A 22,694-nucleotide genomic window follows, 5' to 3' on the forward strand; every position below is an offset into this window, starting at 1 on the left:
AAAAATGTTAGAAAAATCAGCAGCCTACCCAAAGCGCTACGCAGGTTTCGCCTCGCCCTGATTTTTTTGACAAAGACTTGGCAGGAAGGTTTGACCTGCTAGCCGTTTGTCGCCTTGTGTTGCGTCTGGCGAAAGGTGGAGGTTCAGGGCCGGATTGCTCAACAAACTTTCATGAATAATCGCGGCTGGTCGGGGAACGAGCTCGTTTCCGGATAATCTGAGAGCCAGACGTACCTATGCGGGTGTTACACTGCCTGCCGCTTCCGCCTTTCTCAGTATGGATACCATGAGTTCACAATCCGAAAATAATCTGCAAGCTGCCCTGAAAGCTTGTAAAAGCAGCTTCCTTTCGGTCGGTTTCTTCAGCTTCTTCGTCAACGCGCTGATGCTGGTGCCTACCTTCTTCATGATCCAGGTATCGGGTCGAGTCGTGCCCTCCAGCAGCACTTCAACATTGCTCATGTTGACGCTGATCCTGACAGTGCTGCTACTCACAATGGGGGCACTGGAGTGGGTGCGTTCTCGCATCATGGTTCGTATCAGTAACCGTCTGGATGTGTTGCTCAGTCGGGATGTATACCGTGCAAGCTTCAAGCGCGCGCTGACCAGTGGGGGTGCGGATGCAACTGCGCAACCCTTGAATGACCTCACAGCCTTGCGCCAATTTTTTACTGGGCCAGGCCTGTTTGCTTTCTTCGATGCCCCCTGGTTTCCGATCTACACCATAGTAATGTTCTTCTTTCACCCGTGGTTCGGCTGGATGACGCTGCTATGTGGTGCCGTTCTGTCGGTGCTGGCTGTCGTCAACCACCGTCTTACAGGGCAGGCGTTGGCTGCTGCCAACAAAGAGAACGTGGCCTCCAACGTGATAACGACCAAGACGCTGCGTAACGCCGAAGTGATCGAGTCTATGGGTATGCTCGAGACGCTGATGAACCGGTGGGCTAAACGCCAACGCAACATCATGATGCTGCAGTCCGAAGCCAGTGATAAAGGGGGCGTCGTAAGCTCTACCTCTAAAACATTCCGAACGTGGTCTCAGTCGATCATGCTGGCTATTGGTGCGTATCTTGTCGTTACTCACGAAATCAACCCCGGGTTGTTAATGGCGGGCTCGCTGCTGCTGGGGCGTGCGCTAGCGCCGATCGACCAGATGATCAACAGCTGGAAAGGCTTTGTCGCAGCCAAAGTGCAATATGACCGCCTGAATAAAGTGATGGATGACCTGAACAAAGAGCCTGAGCGCATGCCATTGCCTGCGCCAGAGGGCCACATCCAGGTCGAGAACCTGATCGTAGCGCCTCCTGGTGCCAAAGCCCCTGTATTGCGAAGCATCAGTTTTGTAGCGCCGGCAGGTTCAATCGTGGGTATCGTTGGCCCGAGTGCTGCGGGCAAATCCACGCTTGTGCGTGCTTTAATGGGGATCTGGCCGCCACAGCATGGCGTGGTGCGCCTTGATGGCGCCGATATCGCCAGCTGGGATAAGCAGGCGCTTGGCCCGTACGTGGGTTACCTGCCGCAAGACATCGAACTGTTCGAGGGCAGCATTAGCGAAAACATCGCGCGCTTCGACAAGGTTGACCCTGAGAAAGTAGTGCAAGCCGCGCAAATGGCCGGTGTGCATGAAATGATCCTGATGTTGCCAGACGGCTACGACACGGTCATTGGTAGTGAGGGCGTGAACTTGTCAGGCGGTCAGCGCCAACGGATCGGTCTGGCGCGGGCCATTTACGGCAACCCGCGCCTGATCGTACTCGACGAGCCGAACTCCAACCTGGACGATGTGGGCGAGCGTGCATTGGGCGTGGCACTGCAAAAGCTCAAGGAAACTGGTGCCACGGTATTTATCGTTTCTCACCGCCCCAATATCCTTACCCGCCTGGACCGTATTCTGGTAATGGCTGGAGGCACCATTTCGCTGTATGGCGAGCGCGATCGCGTTATCGCTGAACTGGCCGCCCAGCAAGCCAAGCTTCAGCAGCGTGGTGCGCCAGCGGCGGCTGCCCAGGCGCCTGCCACTGCGCCAACTGCTCCACCCGCGCCAGATGCTGCCCCTGCTGCGCCTGCGGCGGTTGTGCCCGCCACTACCAGTACTGGCGCTTGAAAGGACTTCTAGATGAGCAGTAAAGCAATTACAAATTTCGACCACAATTTCGATGACATGCCCACCTCAGACCGCGGCATCCGCCGCATCGGGTTGACCATCGTCTTTGTCACCTTCGGCATTTTCGGTACCTGGGCGGCTTTCGCCCCTTTGAGCAACGCAGTGCACGGCACTGGCGTGGTCACCGTGCAGAACTACCGCAAGACCGTGCAGCACCTGGAAGGCGGTATCGTCAAAGAGCTGCATGCCCGGGATGGTGACCTGGTGAACAAAGGTGACCCGCTGATAGTGCTGGACGAGTCACAGCTCAGCGCTGAATACGAGTCCACCCGTAACCAGCTTATCGTTGCACGCTATAAAGAGGCACGCCTGCGCGCCGAGCGCGACGGCCTGGCGTCGATCCCGGCGGTGACGATGGAGGGCACCGACTCTGGTCGTGCCCAGGAAGCGTTGGCCGGTGAGCAGCAAGTGTTCAAGGCGCGCCATGATTCCTTGCAGGGCGAAATTTCTGTCAACCGCGAGCGCATCCAGCAAATGCAGCAGCAGATTGCTGGCTTGAACGACATGATTCGCACCAAGACAGGTCTGGAGAAGTCGTATTCCGGTGAAATCAAGCAACTGAAAGAGTTGTTGGCAGAGGGGTTCGTCGACAACCAGCGGTTGCTGGAGCAGGAGCGTAAGCTTGACATGCTCAAGACCGAAGTGGCTGACCACCAGTCCAGCATCACCAAGACCAAGTTGCAGATTGGCGAGACCGAACTGCAAATCGTGCAATTGAAGAAGAAGTTCGATGCCGATGTTGCCAAGGAGCTTTCCGACGTACAGGCTCAGGTGTTCGACCTGCAGGAAAAGGAAGCAGCGCTTCGCGACCGCCTTTCCCGCGTAGTTATCCGTGCCCCTGAAAGCGGCATGGTGCTGGATATGAAGGTGCACACCATTGGCGGTGTCGTCAGTGCCGCAACGCCGCTATTGGACATTGTGCCGGCGCAGTCCGAGCTTGTAGTAGAAGCCAAAGTCGCCCCGCGGGATATCGACCGGCTGGAATTGGGCAAAACTGCGGACGTCCGCTTCTCGGCTTTCAACCAGGCCACTACGCCGATCATCGAGGGTAAGCTGACGCGCATTTCGGCGGACAGCCTGGTTGATGAGCGCTCGGGCGATCAGTACTATCTGGTGCGCGTTAAAGTCACCGAAGACGGCATGAAGAAACTGGCCGGTCGCAAGCTGCAACCTGGCATGCCGGCCGAAGTCTTGATCAATGCAGGCGACCGCACCATGCTGCAATACCTGCTGAAACCGGCGCGCAACATGTTCGCTGAATCGCTGATTGAGGAATGATCGTGCTGCGTTTGCTACCGGGAGTAATGATGTGCATGGTCGCCTGGCAGGCGGTGGCCGTAGAGGGGAGGGGTGGCGAAGGCGTTGCTCCGAAGGGCGTGTCGGCTTCTACTTATGCGTTGGACCTGGCCGGGTTGTACCGGGAGGCGCGCCTTGAAGACCCGCGGGTGTTGGCGGCTTACGCACGGGCGCGCTCTGCGAGTGAGCAGCAGCGTGCCGCGCTGGGTGGGTTGTTGCCCCAGGTGTCGGCCAATGCCAACTCCAGCCGCATTCTGCGAAAGAACGAACTCGATCGGGCCATCTACAACACCGAAACCTATTCGCTCAGCTTGACCCAGTATCTGTACAACAAGCCGGCGTGGGAGCGTTATCAGAAGTCCAAGAGCCTCAAGGCACAGAAGGGGTATGAGGCGGAGGATACCCTGGCGGAGGCCACGGTCGACCTGGCCAAGCGCTACTTCGTAGCGCTGGCGGCAGACGACGAGTTGGCCCTGGTCCAGGCGGAGCGCCGGGCCACCCAGAAAAACCTGGACCGCGTCAGTAGCATGTTCGACCGGCAAATGGCCAAGATCACCGACAAGCTGGATATGCAGGCGCGAGTAGACTTTTTGCTTGCGCAGGAAGTGGAAGCGCGCAACCAGGTGCAGGTCAGCCGCGAGGCGTTGGCCGAGATTGTCGGGCGCCCGATTACCGAGCCGCTTAGCCGGGTTCGTAATGACGTAGCGTTGCAGGCGCCTACCCGCCCCTTGCAAAACTGGGTCACTCAGGCTATCGAAACCAATCCGATGCTCAAATCTTTCCAAAGTGGAGCAGAGGCAGCCACAGCGGCGGTGCGCGAAGGCAAGGGTGAGCACTATCCGCAGTTGGGCCTGAGTTTGACTGCGCAGCAGAACGACCAAGGTTATGACAACACCCAAACGCCGCGCAGTGACAGCTATGTAGCGTCGCTGGGGTTGAAAATTCCGATCTACAGCGGGGGTTCCACCTCTGCTCGTGTGCGTGGGCTGTACGATGATCAGCTGGCAGCTGAGGAGCAGCTGGAGGGCGTGCGCCGCCAGGTGGTCAAGGAAACTACCACTGCCTACCTGACCGCGCAGGCCGCTGTCGAGAAGATCCGCGCCAACCGCAATGCATTGTCATCGGCGCAGCAGTCCAGCCTGGCGGCGCAGAAGGCATTTTCTTTCGGCGTGGTCAACGCCGTGGATGTGCTGACCGCGGTGCAGAACGAATTCAAGGCCCGGCGCGACTTGCTGAAAACCCAGTACGACTTCATCACCAACCTGTTTCTGCTGAACCGCTGGGCAGGGGAGTTGACCGAGGAAAGCGTCAACAATGTCAACGTTTGGCTTAGCCCGGTGCCTGAAACCAGCCTGCCGGGTGGTGATGTGGCGCGGGTCAATGCGCGCGGCTGATTGAGCGCTGGGCGGCAGGCGGTGGTCGGCACGGGCCCCGCCTTCCGTTTCAGACCTTTCCTACACGCTAGAGGCTGGCAAGCCTTTGCCCGGGTACTTATCCTTCACCTCATCTACTAGGTCGTTCACCCGTTGCACCCTGCCCAAGGCACCGGCCGGCAAGCCGATACAGCACAACCGGCCACGCGGTTATTTTGCAAGTCGAGTCCTCCGTCCGACCTATGTATACTTCCGCATTGAATCTTTACACGCACGGCAGGAACGGCCCGCGTGGTTCCATTATTTATCCATGCCCGCACGGCACTATCGGAGTTGGTTAAGTCGCATGAAAGCAATCGTTACTGGGATCACTGGTCAAGACGGCGCCTACCTGGCGGAACTGCTGCTGGAAAAGGGTTACACCGTTTACGGCACCTACCGTCGCACCAGCTCGGTCAACTTCTGGCGCATCGAGGAGTTGGGTATCCATACCAACCCTAACCTGCACCTGGTCGAATACGACCTCACCGACCTGTCGGCCAGCATCCGTTTGCTGCAAACCACCGAGGCCACCGAGGTATACAACCTCGCCGCGCAAAGCTTTGTGGGTGTGTCGTTCGAGCAACCGCTGACCACCGCCGAAATCACCGGCCTGGGTGCGGTCAACCTGCTCGAAGCCATTCGTATCGTTAACCCCAAGGCGCGCTTCTACCAGGCTTCCACCTCGGAAATGTTCGGCAAGGTGCAGGAAATTCCGCAGGTCGAAACCACCCCCTTCTACCCGCGCAGCCCTTACGGTGTGGCCAAGCTCTACGCTCACTGGATGACCATCAACTACCGTGAGTCGTACAACATCTTCGCCACCAGCGGCATCCTGTTCAACCACGAGTCGCCACTGCGTGGCCGTGAGTTCGTGACCCGCAAGATCACCGACTCGGTAGCCAAGATCAAGCTGGGCCTGCTGGACAAGCTGGAGCTTGGTAACCTCGACGCCAAACGTGACTGGGGCTTCGCCAAGGAATACGTTGAGGGCATGTGGCGCATGCTGCAGGCTGCCGAACCGGATACCTTCGTGCTCGCCACCAACCGTACCGAAACCGTACGCGACTTCGTTACCATGGCCTTCAAGGCAGTCGGTATTGAAATCAAGTGGAGCGGCAAAGACGAAGCAGAGCAGGGCAGCTGCGCTGCAACCGGTAAGGTACTGGTTGTCATCAACCCGAAATTCTACCGCCCAGCCGAAGTCGAACTGCTTATCGGCAACCCGGAAAAGGCCAAGAACGTGCTGGGCTGGGAGCCCAAGACCAGCCTCGAAGAGCTGTGCCGCATGATGGTCGAAGCCGACCTGCGTCGTAACGAACAAGGGTTCTCGTTCTGATGCAAATGGCCAGCAAACGCGCACTCATCACAGGTATACACGGGTTCACCGGCCGCTACATGGCGGCAGAACTACGAGCTGCTGGCTATGAAGTTTTCGGCACTGGCAGCCAGCCCCTGCAGGCCCCTGACTACCGTCAGGCCGACCTTGCCGATGGGCCTGGGTTACGCGCGTTGCTGGCCGAACTGCAGCCGGATGTCATCGTCCATCTGGCTGCCATTGCTTTTGTAGGGCATGGTGCTGCCGACGCGTTCTATCAGGTCAACCTGATAGGTACGCGCAACCTGCTCGAAGCTATTGCGGCCTGCGGCAAAACACCTGAGTGTGTGTTGCTTGCCAGCAGTGCCAATGTTTACGGCAACGTTTCCGAAGGGCTGCTGAACGAGCAGACGCTGCCGGCGCCCGCCAATGATTACGCGGTCAGCAAACTGGCCATGGAATACATGGCCAGGCTGTGGTGTGATCGGCTGCCTATCGTTATCGCGCGGCCCTTCAATTACACCGGTGTTGGGCAGGCAGACAACTTCCTGCTACCCAAGATCGTCTCGCACTTTCGCCGCAAGGCCGAAGTGATCGAGCTTGGCAACCTGGATGTCTGGCGCGACTTCAGTGACGTGCGCGCGGTTGTCCAGGCCTATCGTGGCTTGATCGAAGCACGGCCGGTCGGGCAGGCGATCAATGTCAGCTCTGGTACAACCCATTCGTTGCGCGAAGTGCTCGGCAAGTGCTCGGCTATCACGGGGCACCAACTCGAGGTACAGGTGAATCCGGCGTTTGTCCGCGCTAACGAGGTCAAAACCCTGTGTGGTGACAACGCAAAGCTGCGGGCCTTGCTACCTGGCTGGGAAACTCCGTCGCTGGATGAAACGCTGGGTTGGATGCTTGCAAATCAATGAAGCTCATTCTTTCAGTCGAGCCAATTCGCTTCCCGCTGACTGGCATTGGGCGCTACACATTCGAGCTGGCCTCCCGGCTGCAGCAAAATCAAGAGATTGAAGACCTACGGTTTTTTGCCGGTCGCAGTTTTTTGCCGGCCTTGCCTAAGCCTGCCGATCAGTCAGATGCGGTTCACGGGCTAAAGCGCTTAGTGCAAAAGAACGCTCTGGCAGTCGAGGCTTACCGGCGGCTGATGCCCTATCTGCGTAAGCGAGCATTGTCTGGCCATGAGGGGTCTATCTACCACAGTCCCAATTATTATCTGCCACCTTTCGGCGGGCGGAGTGTGGCCACGTTCCATGACCTTTCCCCATTCACCTGGGCACACTGTCATGCACCGCAAATTGCCCGCTACCTGCAGAAAGAGCTGGAACTTACGCTCAAGCGTGCTGATGCATTGATCACGGACTCACATTACACCCGGCAAGAACTGGCTGATTATTTTGCCTGGCCTATCGAGCGTATCCATACGGTACCGTTGGCAAGCTCACCAGGGTTTCACCCGCGCAGCACAGAAGCCCTGCGCGAGGCCTTGGCCCGCCATGGCCTGGAACCGGGCGGCTATAGCCTGTTCGTCGGCACCATCGAGCCGCGCAAGAACATCGTCTCGCTACTGGATGCCTACAGTCGTCTGCCGCTGGCCCTGCGCCAGCGCTGGCCGTTGATTCTTACCGGTTACCATGGTTGGCGCAGCGAAGCCATTCATGACCGTATCGCTCAGGCACAGCAGCAGGGGTGGGCCCGCTACCTCGGGTTCGTGGCCAGCGCAGACCTGCCTTTGCTGTTCGCCGGCGCGCGCCTGTTCACCTTCCCGTCGCATTACGAAGGGTTTGGCTTGCCGGTGCTCGAAGCCATGAGCTCCGGTGTGCCCGTGGTGTGCTCCAACAGCTCGTCGCTGCCTGAGGTGGCAGGCCCGGCTGCGCTGATGTGCGCACCTGATGATGTTGAAGGGTTGACTGCATTGTTGCAGCAAGGGCTTGAGGACGAAGCCTGGCGGGCAACGGCGGTGCAGCAGGGCCTGTTGCATGCCGGCGGCTTCTCGTGGGAGCGCTGTGCCCAGGCAACGGTCGAGGTTTACAAGTCGGTCAGGGAAAGATGATAAAGGTTCTGCATTTTTTCAAAACGTACTACCCGGACTCCATGGGCGGTATCGAGCAGGTAATCTTCCAGATTGCCGAAGGGACTCAAGCCCACGGCGTTGAACCTGAAGTGCTCTACCTCAGCCCACGGGGCTCAGGGCGTGACGAACGCGTGGCCAACCACCGCACCCATCGGGCCAAGCTCGATTTGCACGTCGCCTCCACGGGCTTCTCGCTGTCGGCAATGAAGGATTTTGCCGAACTCGCCAGGCAGGCAGACATCGTGCATTACCACTTCCCCTGGCCGTACATGGATGTTGTGCACTTCCTGGCCCGGCTGAACAAACCGACCGTGGTCAGCTACCACTCCGATATCGTCAAGCAAAAGTGGCTGCTCAAGCTCTACCAGCCCTTGATGCGGCGGTTTTTTTCCAGCGTTGATCGTATAGTTGCATCTTCGCCGAATTACGCCGCGCATAGCCCAGTGCTGACCCAGTTCAAAGACAAGGTCACCATTATTCCCTATGGTCTGGACCGGTCCACTTACCCCGCCGCCAGTGCCGAGAAGCGGGCCTATTGGCGGCAACGCCTGGGCGAGCGTTTTTTCCTGTTCGTTGGCGCCTTGCGCTATTACAAGGGCCTGGATTATTTGCTGGAAGCCGCGCGTATCAACGGCTTGCCGGTAGTGATCATGGGGGGCGGCTTCCTTGAGCATCAGCTGAAGCAGCAGGCAGCGGAGGCGGGATTGCACAACGTCCAGTTCCTGGGCGGGCTGCCGGATGACGACAAGGCGGCGTTGCTTGAACTGTGCTACGCCTTCGCTTTCCCGTCCCACCTGCGTTCGGAGTCGTTCGGCATCTCGCTGCTGGAGGCGGCCATGTATGGCAAACCGCTTATCTCCTGCGAAATGGGATCGGGCACAACGTTCATCAACCTGGCCGACGAGACGGGGCTGGTAGTGCCTCCACGCGATGCCGCAGCGCTGGCGCAAGCCATGCAACGGTTGTGGGACGATCCGGCCATGGCCCAAACCATGGGAGGGCGGGCGTTGCAGCGCTATGAGCAGGTATTCACCGCATCGGCCATGGCGTCTGGCTATGCCGAGCTCTATCGTAGCCTGCTTTAGCTGTTCACCCGCGCAGCCAAGCAGCAAGTCCGGTAGGCCATTGCGGCACCGAAGCGCGTTGCACGGTGGTGGATCGGGCAGTGGTTGCGCTCTGGCAATTTCCGTTCAAACCTGCGCCCCCGTTGACTCGAGACAGAGCTATATGGAAAAACGCAAGATACTCGTTACAGGCGCAAGCGGCTTCATCGGCAGCGCGCTATGCCGTCAGCTGGCCAGTAACGTGGGCTTCGATACCCGAGCCGCACTGCGTGGCAATGGCCAGGCGCCCGTTGCGGGTGCGCAAGCGGTGCGCATCGCTGACCTCGCCGCCAGCACCGACTGGGCTGCAGCACTGGCCGGTGTCGATACTGTGGTGCATGCCGCTGCCCGGGTGCATGTCATGAAGGAAACTGCCAGCGACAGCCTGGCCGAGTTCCGTCGGGTCAATGTCGAGGGCACGCTCAATCTGGCCCGCCAGGCCGCTGCCGCAGGTGTAAGGCGCTTTATCTTCATCAGCTCGGTCAAGGTCAATGGTGAGCTCAGCCAGCCAGGCAAGCCGCTGCATGCTGATGATGTGCCGGCACCGCAGGATGCCTATGGGCTGTCCAAGCTCGAAGCAGAGCAGGGGTTGCGCCAGCTGGCAGCGACTACCGCGATGCAGGTGGTTGTGATTCGCCCTACGCTGGTCTACGGGCCGGGGGTCAAGGCCAATTTCCATAGCATGATGCGTTGGGTGCAGCGTGGTGTGCCACTGCCATTCGCAAAGGTCGACAACCGTCGCAGCCTGGTGTCGGTGGCCAACCTGGTCGACCTGATCATTACCTGCATTGACCATCCAAACGCCGCCAACCAGACCTTCATGGCCAGCGATGGGGAGGACGCTTCCCTCAGCCAACTGCTGCATGCGCTAGGTCGCGTGCTGGGGCAGCCGGCGCGCCTGCTACCTGTGCCGGTGGGGGTGTTGCATGGCGCAGCGCAGTTGGTGGGGCGGCGGGACCTCGCCCAGCGCCTGCTCGGCTCACTGCAGGTGGATATTGCCAAGAACCGGCAGTTGCTCGGCTGGTACCCTCCCTACACGTTGGAACAAGGACTGAAAATGACCGCTCAATCTTTGCTGGAAGCGCGCCGCCCATGATCTGGCTCGTTTTGGCGGCAGGCGTGGCAGCATGGTGGATGACGGCAGCGCTGCGGCGTTATGCGCTGTCCCGTAGCCTGATGGACATTCCCAATGCACGTAGCTCACACACACTGCCTACCCCACGCGGCGGCGGCTTGAGCTTTGTGGTGGCTTTTCTGCTGGCAGCACTTTGTATGGCTATTGCAGGGCCTATCGCACCCTCCGTGGTGGTCGGGGTGCTGGGCGCCGGGGGGCTGGTGGCGGTGATCGGTTTCATGGACGACCACGGGCATATCGCTGCGCGCTGGCGCCTGTTGGGCCATTTTGCGGCTGCGGCCTGGGGCCTCGCTTGGCTGGGGGGCATGCCGCCCATCAGTGTGTTTGGCTTTACGCTGGCCCCCTTGTGGCTGAGCAGCCTATTCGGCGCGCTGTACCTGGTATGGCTGCTGAACCTCTATAACTTCATGGATGGTATCGACGGCCTCGCCAGTGTCGAGGCCATCTGCGTTTGCGTGGGGGCCAGCCTGTTGTACTGGGTAACCGATCATGCTCATCACGCCTGGCTACCCCTGTTGCTGGCTGCGACGGTGGCCGGCTTCCTGTGCTGGAATTTCCCCCCCGCCCGCATCTTCATGGGTGATGCGGGCAGTGGTTTCCTCGGTATGGTGCTGGGCCTGCTGGCGTTACTGGCAGGTTGGGTAAACCCGCTATTATTCTGGGGGTGGTTAATACTTTTGGGTGTGTTCGTGGTGGATGCCACATTTACCTTGGTTCGGCGTTTGCTGCGCGGCGACAAGGTTTACCAAGCGCATCGCAGCCATGCTTACCAGTACGCGATCCGCCACCACGGCAGCCACCGCACAGTCACCTTGGCCGTGGCGGCCATCAACCTGGGTTGGCTGTTACCCGTGGCTATGGTGGTCGTGGTATTTCAGCTCGATGGTGCACTGGGAACCTTGGTGGCCTACGTACCTCTGATAGTGTTGGCGTTAATCTATAAAGCAGGGGAAAAAGAATAGGATGAGCAAGCTCCCAAGGCATCCAGCAGGTGAACCTACCCTGCGCCTGGCCCCTGAAACGCCGCCGGCCGTCATTCGCAGCCTGTTTGCGCTGAGGCATGCCAGATGAGCGCAGCGAAGAACAGCAGGGTGCGTGAATACCTCGTCAATCTGTCCAGGCGGCAAAAACGCCTGGTGCAAGTGTGCGCCGACGTGGTGTTGATCTGGCTAGCACTGTGGTTGTCGTTCATCGTGCGCCTGGGCATCGACGAGATGTACAACCCTATAGTCGAGCATCGCTGGTTGTTCATGGCTGCACCGGTGGTGGCCATTCCGCTGTTCATTCGCTTTGGCATGTACCGGGCGGTAATGCGTTATTTCGGTAATGACGCCTTGGTCGCGATCATCAAGGCGGTCACCCTGTCATCGCTGATATTGGCCGTGGTTGTGTATTGGTACAGCAACCACCAGGTCCTCGTCCCTCGCTCCATCGTGTTCAACTATTGGTGGTTGAGCATGGTGATCATTGGCGGGTTGCGCCTGGTCATGCGCCAGTATTTCATGGGTGACTGGTTTACCGGCGCCCATCAGATACCGTTCGCCAGCCGCGATGACGGCTTGGTCAAAGTGGCCATCTACGGCGCTGGCACGGCCGGCAACCAGTTGCTTGCAGCACTGCGCATGGGCCGTGTGATGCGTCCGGTGGCGTTCATCGATGACGATGGCGATCTGGCCAATCGGGTTATTTCCGGCTTGCAGGTCTACAAACCGAAGCATCTGCAGCAGATGATCAAGGAAACCGGAGCGCAAGAGATCCTGTTGGCCCTGCCTTCCGTGTCGCGCGCCCGGCGCAAAGAGATACTGGCCCTGCTTGAGCCCTACCCGCTGCATGTGCGCAGTGTGCCGGCCTTTGCCGACCTGGCCAGTGGCCGGGTCAAGGTAGATGACATTCAGGATGTCGACATTGCCGACCTGCTTGGGCGGGATCCAGTGCCAGCCCAGGAAGATCTGCTCGAACGCTGTATTCACAAGCAAACGGTCCTGGTTACCGGGGCAGGGGGCTCCATAGGCTCAGAACTTTGCCGCCAGATCATCGGGCTCGGGCCTACTACCTTGCTGCTGTTCGATCATAGTGAGTACAACCTGTACGCGATTCTTACCGAACTGGAGCAGCGCATTGCACGCGAATCGCTTTCGGTGAGGCTATTGCCCATTCTGGGCTCAGTGCGTAATCAGCAACATCTGGCGGATGTGATGGCGACCTGGCGTGTAGCCACTGTCTATCATGCGGCCGCTTACAAGCATGTGCCGATGGTTGAGCACAACATGGCCGAGGGCATTCTGAATAATGTCTATGGCACGCTCTGTACGGCGCAGGCGGCTTTGCAGTCAGGTGTCGCGAACTTTGTGCTCATCTCCACCGACAAGGCAGTACGGCCTACCAATGTAATGGGCGGCACCAAGCGGCTGTCGGAGTTGATTTTACAGGCCCTCAGCCGCGAGACGGCTCCCGTGTTGTACGGTGACAGCAGCAAGGTTGCGCGGGTCAATAAAACCCGCTTCACCATGGTGCGGTTTGGCAACGTACTGGGCTCCTCTGGCTCGGTGATACCGTTGTTTCACAAGCAGATCAAAAGCGGTGGCCCGATTACGGTTACGCACCCAAAAATTACCCGCTATTTCATGACTATCCCCGAAGCAGCCCAATTGGTCGTGCAGGCCGGGGCTATGGGCCAAGGCGGGGACGTCTTCGTTCTCGACATGGGCGAGCCGGTGAAAATCGTGGAGCTGGCCGAAAAAATGATTCACCTGTCGGGCCTTAGCGTGCGTAGTCCAGCGAACCCCAGCGGCGATATCGCAATTGAGTTCACAGGGTTGCGCCCGGGGGAGAAACTGTTTGAAGAGCTGTTGATCGGTGACGACGTTTCTCCTACGGTTCACCCCATGATCATGGTTGCGAATGAAGACTACATAAGCTGGGATCTTTTGCGTGACCGTTTGGGTGTATTGCTCAATGCCGTGGCCGTGGATGACTTTGCTCGTATCCGTCAATTACTGAGGGAATTGGTCAACGGCTACGCGCCATCAGGTGAGATTGTCGACTGGATCTACCAGCAACAACAAAAAAGCTAATTTCTGCTTTTCGGCCTGCGCCGTGTTTTGCTGAAGGGTAACCAGGTCATTCACTCCACCGTTATCGAATCCATGAAGTTGAACTCTCATACCATCCCGGGAGATTGCCGCGTGTCGGTCGCTGAAGCCTACATGCTGGAAAACAAGATCCGTGCCTTGATGGTGGTGGACCCCGGCGGCGCGATTGTCGGTGTTGTTGACATTTTCGACGGCAACCCTGGGTCTTGATACACGGCCGCTTCCGACGCAGAAGCGGCCCAGTTCATCATCGCAGCTTAAGCAATGGTCAACGGCGGGAACGACTTGACCAGGTCATCAAGCGCCTTGATTTGCGCGAGGAAGGGTTCCAGCTTGTCCAGTGGCAGGGCGCTGGGGCCGTCACACTTGGCTTGATCAGGGTTAGGGTGGGCTTCCAGGAACAGGCCGGCCAGGCCCACGCCCATTCCCGCACGCGCCAGCTCTACCACCTGCTCACGCCTGCCCCCGGAAGCCGCGCCGGATGGGTCACGGTTTTGCAGGGCATGGGTGACGTCAAAGATGATCGGCAGGTCTTCGCAGGTGCGTTTCATGACGCCGAAGCCAAGCATGTCCACGACCAGGTTGTCGTAGCCCATGCACGTGCCCCTGTCACACAAGATCAGCTGGTCATTACCCGCTTCCTTGAACTTGTGCACGATGTTCTGCATTTGCGACGGGCTAAGGAATTGCGGCTTTTTGATATTCACTGGCTTGCCGGTTTTGGCAAGGGCGACCACCAGGTCTGTCTGGCGGGCGAGGAAGGCCGGCAGCTGCAGTACATCGACCACTTCCGCGACCGGGGCCGCCTGGTAGATTTCGTGAACGTCGGTGATGATCGGTACGCCGAACTCGGCCTTCACCTTTTCGAAGATCCGCAGCCCTTCCTCCATGCCGGGGCCACGGTAGGAGTGGATCGATGAGCGGTTCGCTTTATCAAAGCTGGCTTTGAACACATACGGGATGCCCAGCTTCTGCGTTACGCGCACGTATTCGGCACAGGCGGTCAGCGCCAGGTCTTCAGACTCGAGAACATTGATGCCGCCGAACAGCACAAAAGGAGCCGAGTTGGAGCATTCGATGGTGGAGTTGATCTTGATCATTTTTTACTCGATAGGCCCAAAGGGCAGCCATTGGGACATGGCAAGTGAATTGTAGTCAGCATGCCCTTGCTAACTGCGGACGGGGGGATTCTACAATCTTTCAGCCGCTCTTTGAGCATGAGCGGATAGGGGAGCTTTTGGCCGGCTGGTATGCATTCAATTTCGGTCGGGGTATCGCCGCATTTGCCTGCTGTCCAACCGCCGGGTGCGGAAAACCGCACCTCCGGTGGTGTGGACGGGGGACGGGCTTGTCCCGTTACCTCGACCCGATCACTGGTTTTGGATTGCCTGGTGCCAGTGCTTTTAGTGGCGTTTGTTCTTGGCAATTTCGATGTCGTTCATCAGGGCCTTGGCCAGGGCCAGTAGGTAATCCGCTGCGCCCAGCATCTTGTGGTCATCTTCCATGTCGCCTTCGCGTACCAGGTGCTTGCAGTAGCCTAGCAGCACGGAGACATGCTCATACGCATCGTCTACCGGAACGCCGGGCTGCACGCGCAGCAGGTCCAGGGTGGGGTTGCCGGCTTCGAGGAAGGTTTCGATGCCTGCGGTTAGGATGGGGGCTTGGTCGTGGTTTTTCATGTTGGGGTTCCAGTGCATTGGCAGAAACCACCACCTCGATCTTTCTCACGGACAAAGGTGGCAGCCATTACGCGGGGTGAGAAACCGATGCACTGAAAACCGGCCAAGCCGAAGCTTGCCCGCGAATGGCCGCCATGAACAGGAGAGCAGCAGTGCTTAGCAGGTTCTCACACCCGGTCACCAAATCGGCGACCCGGTGAAGTTATCCCTGGGGCATTTCCCCGGCTATTCAGCTGCTTCTGACCGGAGCGTAGGATAGTTCGCTTGTTGTCCAAAGCTGAAGAGGCGGGGAAGCGTTTCAGGAAAGTCTGACATAATTGATTTCGACAGATTGACTGGTCCCATCGGGATCGAAGGCCAGGGCAAGGTCAATGTCTTGTAACGCGGCGTCCCATTCCACCTCCACCGACAACAGTGGCAAGGTCAGGCTTCCGGTTCTTGGGGCATTGTGCGGCGTGCCTTGTGGGAAAACAGCCGGCTAAGGGTGGGCAGGCGCTTGCGGAGATTTAGGCATTTGCCCACAGGTCAGTCGGCAAGGCCATGCCTGAATGGGGACGAGACCTAAGGGGGACTTTGAGCGCAGTCTGAGGGTCGGCGAGGTTGATAGGCTTGTTGACGGATCTGGTAACCATTCGCTGGTGGGCGTGGGTGTTTTGCTTCCGAGTTAGTCGCTAGGGTTGTTGGCACAGCCGAAGGAAACCGGCTGCTGTAAAAGACCAACCCAAGGAGTGTTCACCATGCGTAACAACGTTCTGTCGTACCTGCTGCTGCCGCTGTTCGCCAGCCTGTCCTTTTCCCTCAGTGCCGCCCCGGCCAATACGGCAGCGGTTGCCGAACCGGTGCCCATAGTCAGCCAGCAGCAGGTGCAGCAGCCGCAACGGCTGGACCTGAACAAGGCCGATGCCCTGACCCTGCAGAAGGAGCTGAATGGCATTGGCAAGGCCAAGGCCGAGGCTATTGTGGCCTACCGCGAAGCGAATGGGCCGTTTGCCTCGGTGGATGAGTTGCTGGAGATCAAGGGGATAGGCAATGCCCTGCTGGAGCGCAACCGGGACAAAGTGATGGTGGAGTAACTGCAGGAGGGGCAGGGGTCATGCCAGTCAGTTAAGTAATTTGGGGCCGCTTTGCGACCCTTCGCGGGCACGCCCGCTCCCACAGGGGATCGCACATTTCTTGAGTTCGGCGCCAAACCTGTGGGAGCGGGCGTGCCCGCGAAGGGCTGCAAAGCAGCCCCAGTAACGCTTAACTAACAGGCACTACCCCCCAGCCCTGTTTATAAGTGGCCGTAAAAACAACCCTCGCGCCCCAGGCAACGGCGGACCGTCTCAGCGATCCCGCGCATCCTTGGCATCTGCCTCGGCGTTGCGCTCATGCACCTTGCGCAGTTGCTCATCGGTAAGCGGCAGTTTCTTGGCCGTGTCGCGCAACATCATCAACCCGCCGACGATGGAGCCAAGGGCTATGATGAGGATCAGCCAGGCATACCAGGGCATTGTCGTTCTCCTTTGATCGGGCCATGGGCAACGCGTGTGTAAAGTTTGAGCAATTACCCGTTCCGTTGGTTCAATTATAGGTGCCCGCCCGTGCCGGGCCAATTCCGTGACCTGCGGGCCCCAAAGCCCGCGCCACTTCGTTTACAATGCGCGCCGTTTTCGACTTGCCAAGAGACCCTGCCATGTCCGCCTGCCAGACGCCCCTGATCGTCGCCCTGGATTTCCCGACCCGTGATGCCGCCCTGAAGCTGGCTGACCAGCTTGACCCTGCGCTGTGCCGGGTAAAGGTGGGCAAAGAGCTGTTCACCAGCAGCGCTTCGGGTATTGTCGAAACCCTGTGCGCCAAGGGCTTCGAAGTGTTCCTCGACCTCAAGTTCCACGACATCCCCAACACCACGGCCATGGCGGTAAAGGCAGCGGCCGAAATGGGGGTGTGGATGGTCAACGTGCATTGCTCCGGTGGCCTGCGCATGATGGCGGCCTGCCGCGAAGAACTGGCCAAGCGCAGCGGCCCGCAGCCGTTGCTGATTGGCGTGACCGTGCTGACCAGCATGGAACGTGAAGACCTGGCCGACATCGGCCTGGATGTAGACCCGCAAGAGCAGGTATTGCGACTGGCGGCATTGGCGCAGAAAGCGGGCATGGACGGGCTGGTTTGCTCGGCGCTGGAGGCACCGGCCTTGAAGGCGGCGCACCCCGCGCTGCAGTTGGTGACCCCGGGTATTCGCCCCGCGGGTAGCGCGCAGGATGACCAGCGCCGCATCCTCACCCCGCGCCAAGCGCTGGATGCCGGCTCGGATTACCTGGTGATCGGCCGGCCCATCAGCCAAGCGGCAAACCCTGGCCAGGCGCTGTCAGCCGTTGTTGCCGAAATTCGCAACTGAGTGCCGAGCCATCGTTGGGCTGAAGCCTTGCGCGTTAGGCGCTCTGTTCACATGCCTGTGTTACGGTCACATCGAGTAAGCAGCCCGTGAGTTCCCCACTCTTGTCGAGAACGTCAATGTCAGCCGATGTATTAGTCGAATCCCCGGCCCAGCGCTGGGGAAGGAAGGTCAACAGCTATGTTCTCCCTTTGGGTTGGCTGGTCATGCTCACGGGCATGTTCTGGGTGGGGGAACGTTCTCTCTATCACAAGCTGTTCTATATCCTGCTGGCATTGCCAACCTTGGTGGCCCTGCTATTGCAGCCGGCAATGCTGAAAAAGCTGGCCGGCAATCCGTTATTCATCGCATTCCTGGTGTTTTGTGCGTACACCATGCTGAGCATTGCATGGTCCGACTCGGCCAACTCCGCAGGGAGCTTGCTGAAAAGGCCGTTGTACATCGCCATGGTGCTGCTATCGGCAGGCATGATCAGCCTGCATGCCCCAGCCCATCTTCAGCAGTGCGTGCGCATCGCTGCAACTCTGGTAGGGATAGCGGCGGCCCTGTACCTCGGCTATTTCCTGCTTTACCAACGGCCAGCGGGTGCCAGCCGGCTGGAAGGTTACGGGGCCCTGTACAACCCTCTACTAACCGCTCATGTGCTGGGCGCTTTCACAGCCGTATGGCTGGCGTACTGGTTCCAGGCAAAACGCGTGCTCGACCCGATGTCGCTGGTGTGGCTGGCGATCCTGGGCGCCACGGTAGTAGCCACAGGTTCACGGACACCTTTGATGGGCCTGGGCGCGGCATTGGCGTGGCTGATTATCGTCGGCGACCGTAAACGCGGTCTGTTGGCGCTGGCTGCAGTGTTGGTCGCGCTGCTGGGCATGGTGCTGGTGTACCCGGAGGCCATCACGCAGCGGGGCTTGTCCTATCGCCCGGCCATTTGGCTGGAGGCGCTGCGCCAGATTGGCGAGCATCCGTGGCTGGGGCATGGTTACGACACGCCCATGACCGTGATTATTCCGGGCCTCGCGCAAACGCTTGCCGACCCCCATAACATCGAGTTGGGCGTGCTGTACGCGGGCGGGGTGGTGGGCCTGGTGCTGTGGATGACGATCTACAGCCTGGCCATGTACTTCTGCTGGAATTATCGCAAGCACCCTGGCGTAACGCTGGCTGCCACCTGGCTGATCTTCGGCTTTGTTTCGGGCCTGACTGAAGGCAGTGCATTCATGTCACGCCCGAAAGAGCATTGGTTTCTGATCTGGATTCCGTTGGCGCTGGTCTACGGGCAGTCACTGATCCATTGGCAGCGCGGCCGCGTTACTTAAGACCAGAGCAACCGCCACAGCCCGCGCAGGGTCTTGCGGTTCCAGTACCTGAGCGGGATTTGCGCAAGCATTTCCCGGCTCAGCGCTTTGTCCCGGTTGGCGTACTTCAATAGCATGGAGTTGCGGAATTTCATGCAAACCTGCTCGTACTGCGGGTGGTCGCTGAACACTGCAAAGGTTCGCAGTACGTTATCAACCATGAAGCGGCCGTTCTTGAAGGTATTGGTAGGGTGGTCACGGTACTGCGCCAGTACTTCACCCAACACGTCGATGTAATAACCGGCCCGAGCAATCGACAACTCGATGTAAACGTCTTCCAGGCGGATATCCGGGTTGAAGCCACCTACCTTTTCCAGGGCCTCACGGCGCAGCATCAAAGTGGCTGCCATGGGCCCTGGCTTGCGGTCGAGGAACAAATCGTCGAAGTCCAGGCGGCGGAAGGGCAGGTTGCGGTTGCGCTGCTCACGGGCACCCATCACCTTGCCGTCCTGGTCGATGGTTTCGATGTTGGCTGAGCAAATTCCCACCTCGGGCTTGCCCTGCATATACGCCACCTGGGTGGCGATACGGTGCGCAAGCATGATGTCGTCAGAGCCAAAAGGCACTATCAGGTCGCCCTTGGCTTGCGCGATCGCATCGTTGAGGGTGCGTGCCAGGCCCTGGTTGGCCTGCAGGCGTAGGTAGAAACCGTGCTGCTGCTGCAAACGCGTGAGCAATGCGGGGCTGTCGTCCTTGGAACCGTCATCGATCACCAGAAGCTCGATATTCCTGTAGGTCTGGTTGATGACGCTCATGATGCTGGCTTCGATGTAGCGCGCATGGTTGTAAGACGCGATGATCACTGTCACCAACGGATTGTCAGTAACGGCGTGATTCTCAGAACACATTTCAAACCCCTAGCGTTGATCCGTTTTGTCTGACGCTTAGGTGCAGACTGCCTGTTTGCCCAGGCCTGAAGTGATGGTAATCCAATGTCTTGCTCAGGCTTTACCCATTCTAAATGAAGGGGCAACGAAGGGATACGGCAGGTATCGGACAGGCAAGGTCAACCTGTGAATCCGGTACGCCGAAGGGTGCTGCAATTCGCGGCGCCAGCAGGGCCACGGGCGCCTGCTGAGCGTGCGGGAATGAGGGGGGCTGTGCTGCGCAGCCCGGCGTGAAGCCAGGCCGCAACTTCCGGGGGCTGCGCATTCGGGTAGGGTTAAACCTTCAGCACCAACTTGCCGAAATTCTCACCGTTGAACAGCTTCAGCAAGGTCTCTGGGAAGGTCTCCAGCCCCTCCACCACATCTTCCTTGCTTTTCACCTGCCCGTTGGCCAGCCACCCGGCAATTTCCTGTGCGGCCTTGCCGTACTCCTTGGTGTGGTCCATCACCACAAAACCTTCCATGCGCGCGCGGTTCACCAGCAATGCCAGGTAGTTAGCCGGGCCCTTCACCGCTTCCTTGTTGTTGTACTGGCTGATGGCGCCGCAAATCACGATGCGTGCCTTGAAGTTGATGCGCGTCAGCACCGCGTCCAGAATCTCGCCGCCCACGTTGTCGAAGTACACGTCCACGCCTTTCGGGCATTCGCGCTTCAAACCGGCCAGCACGTCTTCGGCCTTGTAGTCGATCACCCCGTCAAAGCCCAGTTCGTCCTTCAGGTACTGGCACTTCTCGGCGCCGCCAGCAATGCCCACCACGCGGCAACCCTTCACTTTGGCAATCTGCCCGACAATGCTGCCCACCGCACCGGCCGCGCCGGAAATCACCACGGTGTCGCCAGCCTTGGGCTGGCCCACTTCCAGCAGGGCGAAGTAGGCGGTCATGCCGGTCATGCCCAGCGCCGACAGGTAGCGTGGCAGCGGCGCCAGGTTGGGGTCGATTTTGTGCAGGCCCTGGGGCTCGCCGGTGAAGTAGTCCTGCACGCCCAGCGCGCCGCTTACATGGTCGCCGGCCTTGAAGTCCGGGTGGTTGGAGGCCACTACCTCGCCCACGCCCAGCGCGCGCATCACCTGGCCCAGGGCCACCGGCGGAATGTAGGACTTGCCTTCGTTCATCCAGCCGCGCATGGCGGGGTCCAGCGACAGGTACAGGTTGCGCACCAGCACCTGGCCTTCGCCGGGTTGCTCGGCAGGTACGGTCTCGTAGCTGAAGTCGTCTCGGCGCACGGCACCCACCGGGCGTTTGGCGAGCAGGAAGCGGCGGTTGGTTTGGCTCATGACGGGGTCCTTGTAGGCAATGGAGGGAAACAGGGCTTCAATCTACTCTGTTGATGAATACAGGTCCTTAATATCACTGACAAGCATGGCAGCCCAAATGCTCATGTGATGATGCTGCCTCGCCAGACAACGCCTGACTATGCTCTGAACCCCACCATACCGTCACAGGAGCGCGCGATGAGCATGACCTTTTCTGGCCAGGTAGCCCTGGTTACCGGCGCGGCGGCCGGCATTGGCCGGGCAACCGCCCTGGCGTTCGCCCAGCAGGGTTTGAAGGTGGTAGTGGCCGACCGCGACACGGTCGGCGGTGAAGCCACCGTAGCGCTTGTCCAGGCAGCGGGGGGCCAGGCGCTGTTCATTGCCTGCGACGTAACCCGTGACGCATCTGTGCGTCAGTTGCACGACGAGCTGATGGCTGCCTATGGCCGGCTCGACTACGCCTTCAACAACGCCGGTATCGAGATCGAGCAGCATCGCCTGGCCGACGGCAGCGAGGCCGAGTTCGACGCCATCATGGGCGTGAACGTGAAGGGGGTGTGGTTGTGCATGAAGTACCAGCTGCCGTTGCTGCTGGCCCAGGGCGGCGGGGTGATCGTGAATACCGCTTCGGTGGCAGGGCTGGGCGCGGCGCCGAAGATGAGCATCTACAGTGCCAGCAAGCATGCGGTCATCGGCCTGACCAAGTCGGCGGCCATCGAGTACGCCAAGAAGGGCATCCGCGTGAACGCGGTGTGCCCGGCGGTGATCGACACCGACATGTTCCGCCGCGCCTATGAAGCTGACCCGCGCAAGGCTGAATTCGCCGCGGCCATGCACCCGGTCGGGCGCATTGGCAAGGTGGAGGAAATTGCCAGTGCGGTGCTGTACTTGTGCAGCGACGGCGCGGCGTTCACCACTGGCCACTGCCTGACCGTGGACGGTGGGGCGACAGCGATCTGATGAAACCGACTTCAGCGCAGCTAAAAGCGACAAGACATAGCTATTTGACACTATTCTGACGTCAGGCCCTTGTTCAGCAGCAGGCAACGTTGCCAACCTTGGCCTTCGGGTTAACCTCGCAAGCACAAGGGGAATGGGCAATGGGCGCGAGCAAGCATGGTGTGCTGGCCAACCTGGGCATGGCCCGTAAACTGGGGCTGGGCTTTGCCCTGGTGCTGCTGCTGACGCTGGCGGTCGCGGCCATTGGTGTTGCGGCGTTATACAGCGTGGGTCAGCGCTTCGACAGCTTGCGCCAGCTGGCCCAGTTCAATACCGACCTGCTGCGCTTGCGCCAGCACGAACAGGCATTTGCCCTGCGTTCCGACCTGAAACAGGCCGAGGCGCTGCGCAGCGGCCTCAAGGGCCTGGCCGAGCGCGCCAGTACCCTGCCGGCGCTGACGGCGGCAGAGTCCGACCTGGCGGCCTACGGCCAGGCATTCGAGGCCTTCGTGCAGGCGGTGCAGGCCAAGGAGCTGGCGCTGGACATGGCCAGCTGGTCGGTGTCCAGCGTGGCCAATAACCTGGATGTGCTGCAGGCCGGCCTGGC

General features: G+C 59.5%; 19 protein-coding genes. 14 read left to right on the plus strand and 5 right to left on the minus strand.

The window, feature by feature from the left end; translation table 11 throughout:
- Positions 1-286 precede the first annotated feature (286 nt).
- From L1P09_RS06275 to L1P09_RS06320, 10 genes are all read left to right on the plus strand, one after another.
- On the plus strand, positions 287-2,104 hold the full coding sequence (locus L1P09_RS06275; protein WP_235768600.1) for a type I secretion system permease/ATPase: 1,818 nt from the start codon (positions 287-289) through the stop codon (positions 2,102-2,104).
- A 12-nt stretch (positions 2,105-2,116) separates the two neighbouring features.
- Positions 2,117-3,442, plus strand: coding sequence for an HlyD family type I secretion periplasmic adaptor subunit (locus L1P09_RS06280; protein WP_070085788.1), 1,326 nt, complete (start codon positions 2,117-2,119; stop codon positions 3,440-3,442).
- A gap of 26 nt (positions 3,443-3,468) precedes the next feature.
- Positions 3,469-4,854, plus strand: coding sequence for a TolC family outer membrane protein (locus L1P09_RS06285; protein ID WP_446839585.1), 1,386 nt, complete (start codon positions 3,469-3,471; stop codon positions 4,852-4,854).
- Positions 4,855-5,179: 325 nt separating this feature from the next.
- Positions 5,180-6,211, plus strand: a complete 1,032-nt coding sequence (gmd, locus tag L1P09_RS06290; protein ID WP_009685964.1) for a GDP-mannose 4,6-dehydratase — start codon at positions 5,180-5,182, stop codon at positions 6,209-6,211.
- Positions 6,211-7,107 carry a GDP-mannose 4,6-dehydratase gene (locus L1P09_RS06295; protein WP_125920289.1) on the plus strand — a complete coding sequence of 299 codons (897 nt, stop codon included), beginning with the start codon at positions 6,211-6,213 and terminating at the stop codon, positions 7,105-7,107. Before gmd ends, L1P09_RS06295 begins: the two co-directional genes overlap by 1 nt.
- On the plus strand, positions 7,104-8,246 hold the full coding sequence (locus L1P09_RS06300) for a glycosyltransferase family 4 protein (protein WP_125855022.1): 1,143 nt from the start codon (positions 7,104-7,106) through the stop codon (positions 8,244-8,246). Before L1P09_RS06295 ends, L1P09_RS06300 begins: the two co-directional genes overlap by 4 nt.
- Positions 8,243-9,352 carry a glycosyltransferase family 4 protein gene (locus L1P09_RS06305; protein WP_280070106.1) on the plus strand — a complete coding sequence of 370 codons (1,110 nt, stop codon included), beginning with the start codon at positions 8,243-8,245 and terminating at the stop codon, positions 9,350-9,352. Before L1P09_RS06300 ends, L1P09_RS06305 begins: the two co-directional genes overlap by 4 nt.
- Positions 9,353-9,494: 142 nt before the next feature.
- Positions 9,495-10,466: a UDP-glucose 4-epimerase family protein gene (locus L1P09_RS06310; RefSeq protein ID WP_235768604.1), complete on the plus strand. Its 972-nt coding sequence runs from the start codon at positions 9,495-9,497 to the stop codon at positions 10,464-10,466.
- Positions 10,463-11,467: an MraY family glycosyltransferase gene (locus L1P09_RS06315; RefSeq protein ID WP_235768606.1), complete on the plus strand. Its 1,005-nt coding sequence runs from the start codon at positions 10,463-10,465 to the stop codon at positions 11,465-11,467. The genes L1P09_RS06310 and L1P09_RS06315 overlap by 4 nt, the downstream gene beginning before the upstream one ends.
- Before the next feature lie 105 nt (positions 11,468-11,572).
- Positions 11,573-13,579 carry a polysaccharide biosynthesis protein gene (locus L1P09_RS06320; protein WP_009685956.1) on the plus strand — a complete coding sequence of 669 codons (2,007 nt, stop codon included), beginning with the start codon at positions 11,573-11,575 and terminating at the stop codon, positions 13,577-13,579.
- A 275-nt stretch (positions 13,580-13,854) separates the two neighbouring features.
- On the opposite strand, the gene kdsA is transcribed toward L1P09_RS06320, so the two are convergent.
- Positions 13,855-14,697, minus strand: a complete 843-nt coding sequence (gene kdsA / locus L1P09_RS06325) for a 3-deoxy-8-phosphooctulonate synthase (RefSeq protein ID WP_009685954.1) — start codon at positions 14,695-14,697, stop codon at positions 13,855-13,857.
- A 303-nt stretch (positions 14,698-15,000) separates the two neighbouring features.
- Positions 15,001-15,276, minus strand: a complete 276-nt coding sequence (locus L1P09_RS06330; RefSeq protein ID WP_009685953.1) for a DUF3077 domain-containing protein — start codon at positions 15,274-15,276, stop codon at positions 15,001-15,003.
- 737 nt (positions 15,277-16,013) lie between these two features.
- Between L1P09_RS06330 and L1P09_RS06335 the strand changes: the two genes are divergently transcribed.
- A complete protein-coding gene (locus L1P09_RS06335) occupies positions 16,014-16,349 on the plus strand; it encodes a ComEA family DNA-binding protein (RefSeq protein WP_029885250.1) in 336 nt (111 codons plus the stop codon).
- A gap of 252 nt (positions 16,350-16,601) precedes the next feature.
- On the opposite strand, the gene L1P09_RS06340 is transcribed toward L1P09_RS06335, so the two are convergent.
- Positions 16,602-16,769: a DUF2897 family protein gene (locus tag L1P09_RS06340; RefSeq protein ID WP_009685950.1), complete on the minus strand. Its 168-nt coding sequence runs from the start codon at positions 16,767-16,769 to the stop codon at positions 16,602-16,604.
- Positions 16,770-16,951: 182 nt separating this feature from the next.
- Here L1P09_RS06340 and pyrF point away from each other — a divergent pair, with 182 nt between their 5' ends.
- Together pyrF and L1P09_RS06350 are read left to right on the plus strand one after the other, a co-directional pair.
- On the plus strand, positions 16,952-17,653 hold the full coding sequence (gene pyrF / locus L1P09_RS06345) for an orotidine-5'-phosphate decarboxylase (RefSeq protein WP_009685949.1): 702 nt from the start codon (positions 16,952-16,954) through the stop codon (positions 17,651-17,653).
- 116 nt (positions 17,654-17,769) lie between these two features.
- Complete coding sequence (locus L1P09_RS06350) at positions 17,770-18,966, plus strand: O-antigen ligase family protein (protein WP_235768607.1); 1,197 nt, start codon at positions 17,770-17,772, stop codon at positions 18,964-18,966.
- Here the strand turns inward: L1P09_RS06350 and L1P09_RS06355 are convergent.
- Positions 18,963-19,853, minus strand: coding sequence for a glycosyltransferase family 2 protein (locus tag L1P09_RS06355; protein ID WP_029887676.1), 891 nt, complete (start codon positions 19,851-19,853; stop codon positions 18,963-18,965). The two genes, L1P09_RS06350 and L1P09_RS06355, sit on opposite strands and share 4 nt — an antisense overlap.
- A 314-nt stretch (positions 19,854-20,167) precedes the next feature.
- Positions 20,168-21,169, minus strand: a complete 1,002-nt coding sequence (locus L1P09_RS06360; RefSeq protein ID WP_009685946.1) for an NADP-dependent oxidoreductase — start codon at positions 21,167-21,169, stop codon at positions 20,168-20,170.
- 177 nt (positions 21,170-21,346) lie between these two features.
- Here L1P09_RS06360 and L1P09_RS06365 point away from each other — a divergent pair, with 177 nt between their 5' ends.
- The gene (locus tag L1P09_RS06365) at positions 21,347-22,108 is read left to right on the plus strand and encodes an SDR family oxidoreductase (protein ID WP_009685945.1); all 762 of its coding nucleotides are present in this window, start codon (positions 21,347-21,349) and stop codon (positions 22,106-22,108) included.
- The last annotated feature ends 586 nt before the right edge of the window (positions 22,109-22,694 follow it).

Source organism: Pseudomonas juntendi (genome assembly GCF_021560075.1).
Lineage (GTDB): Bacteria > Pseudomonadota > Gammaproteobacteria > Pseudomonadales > Pseudomonadaceae > Aquipseudomonas > Aquipseudomonas juntendi.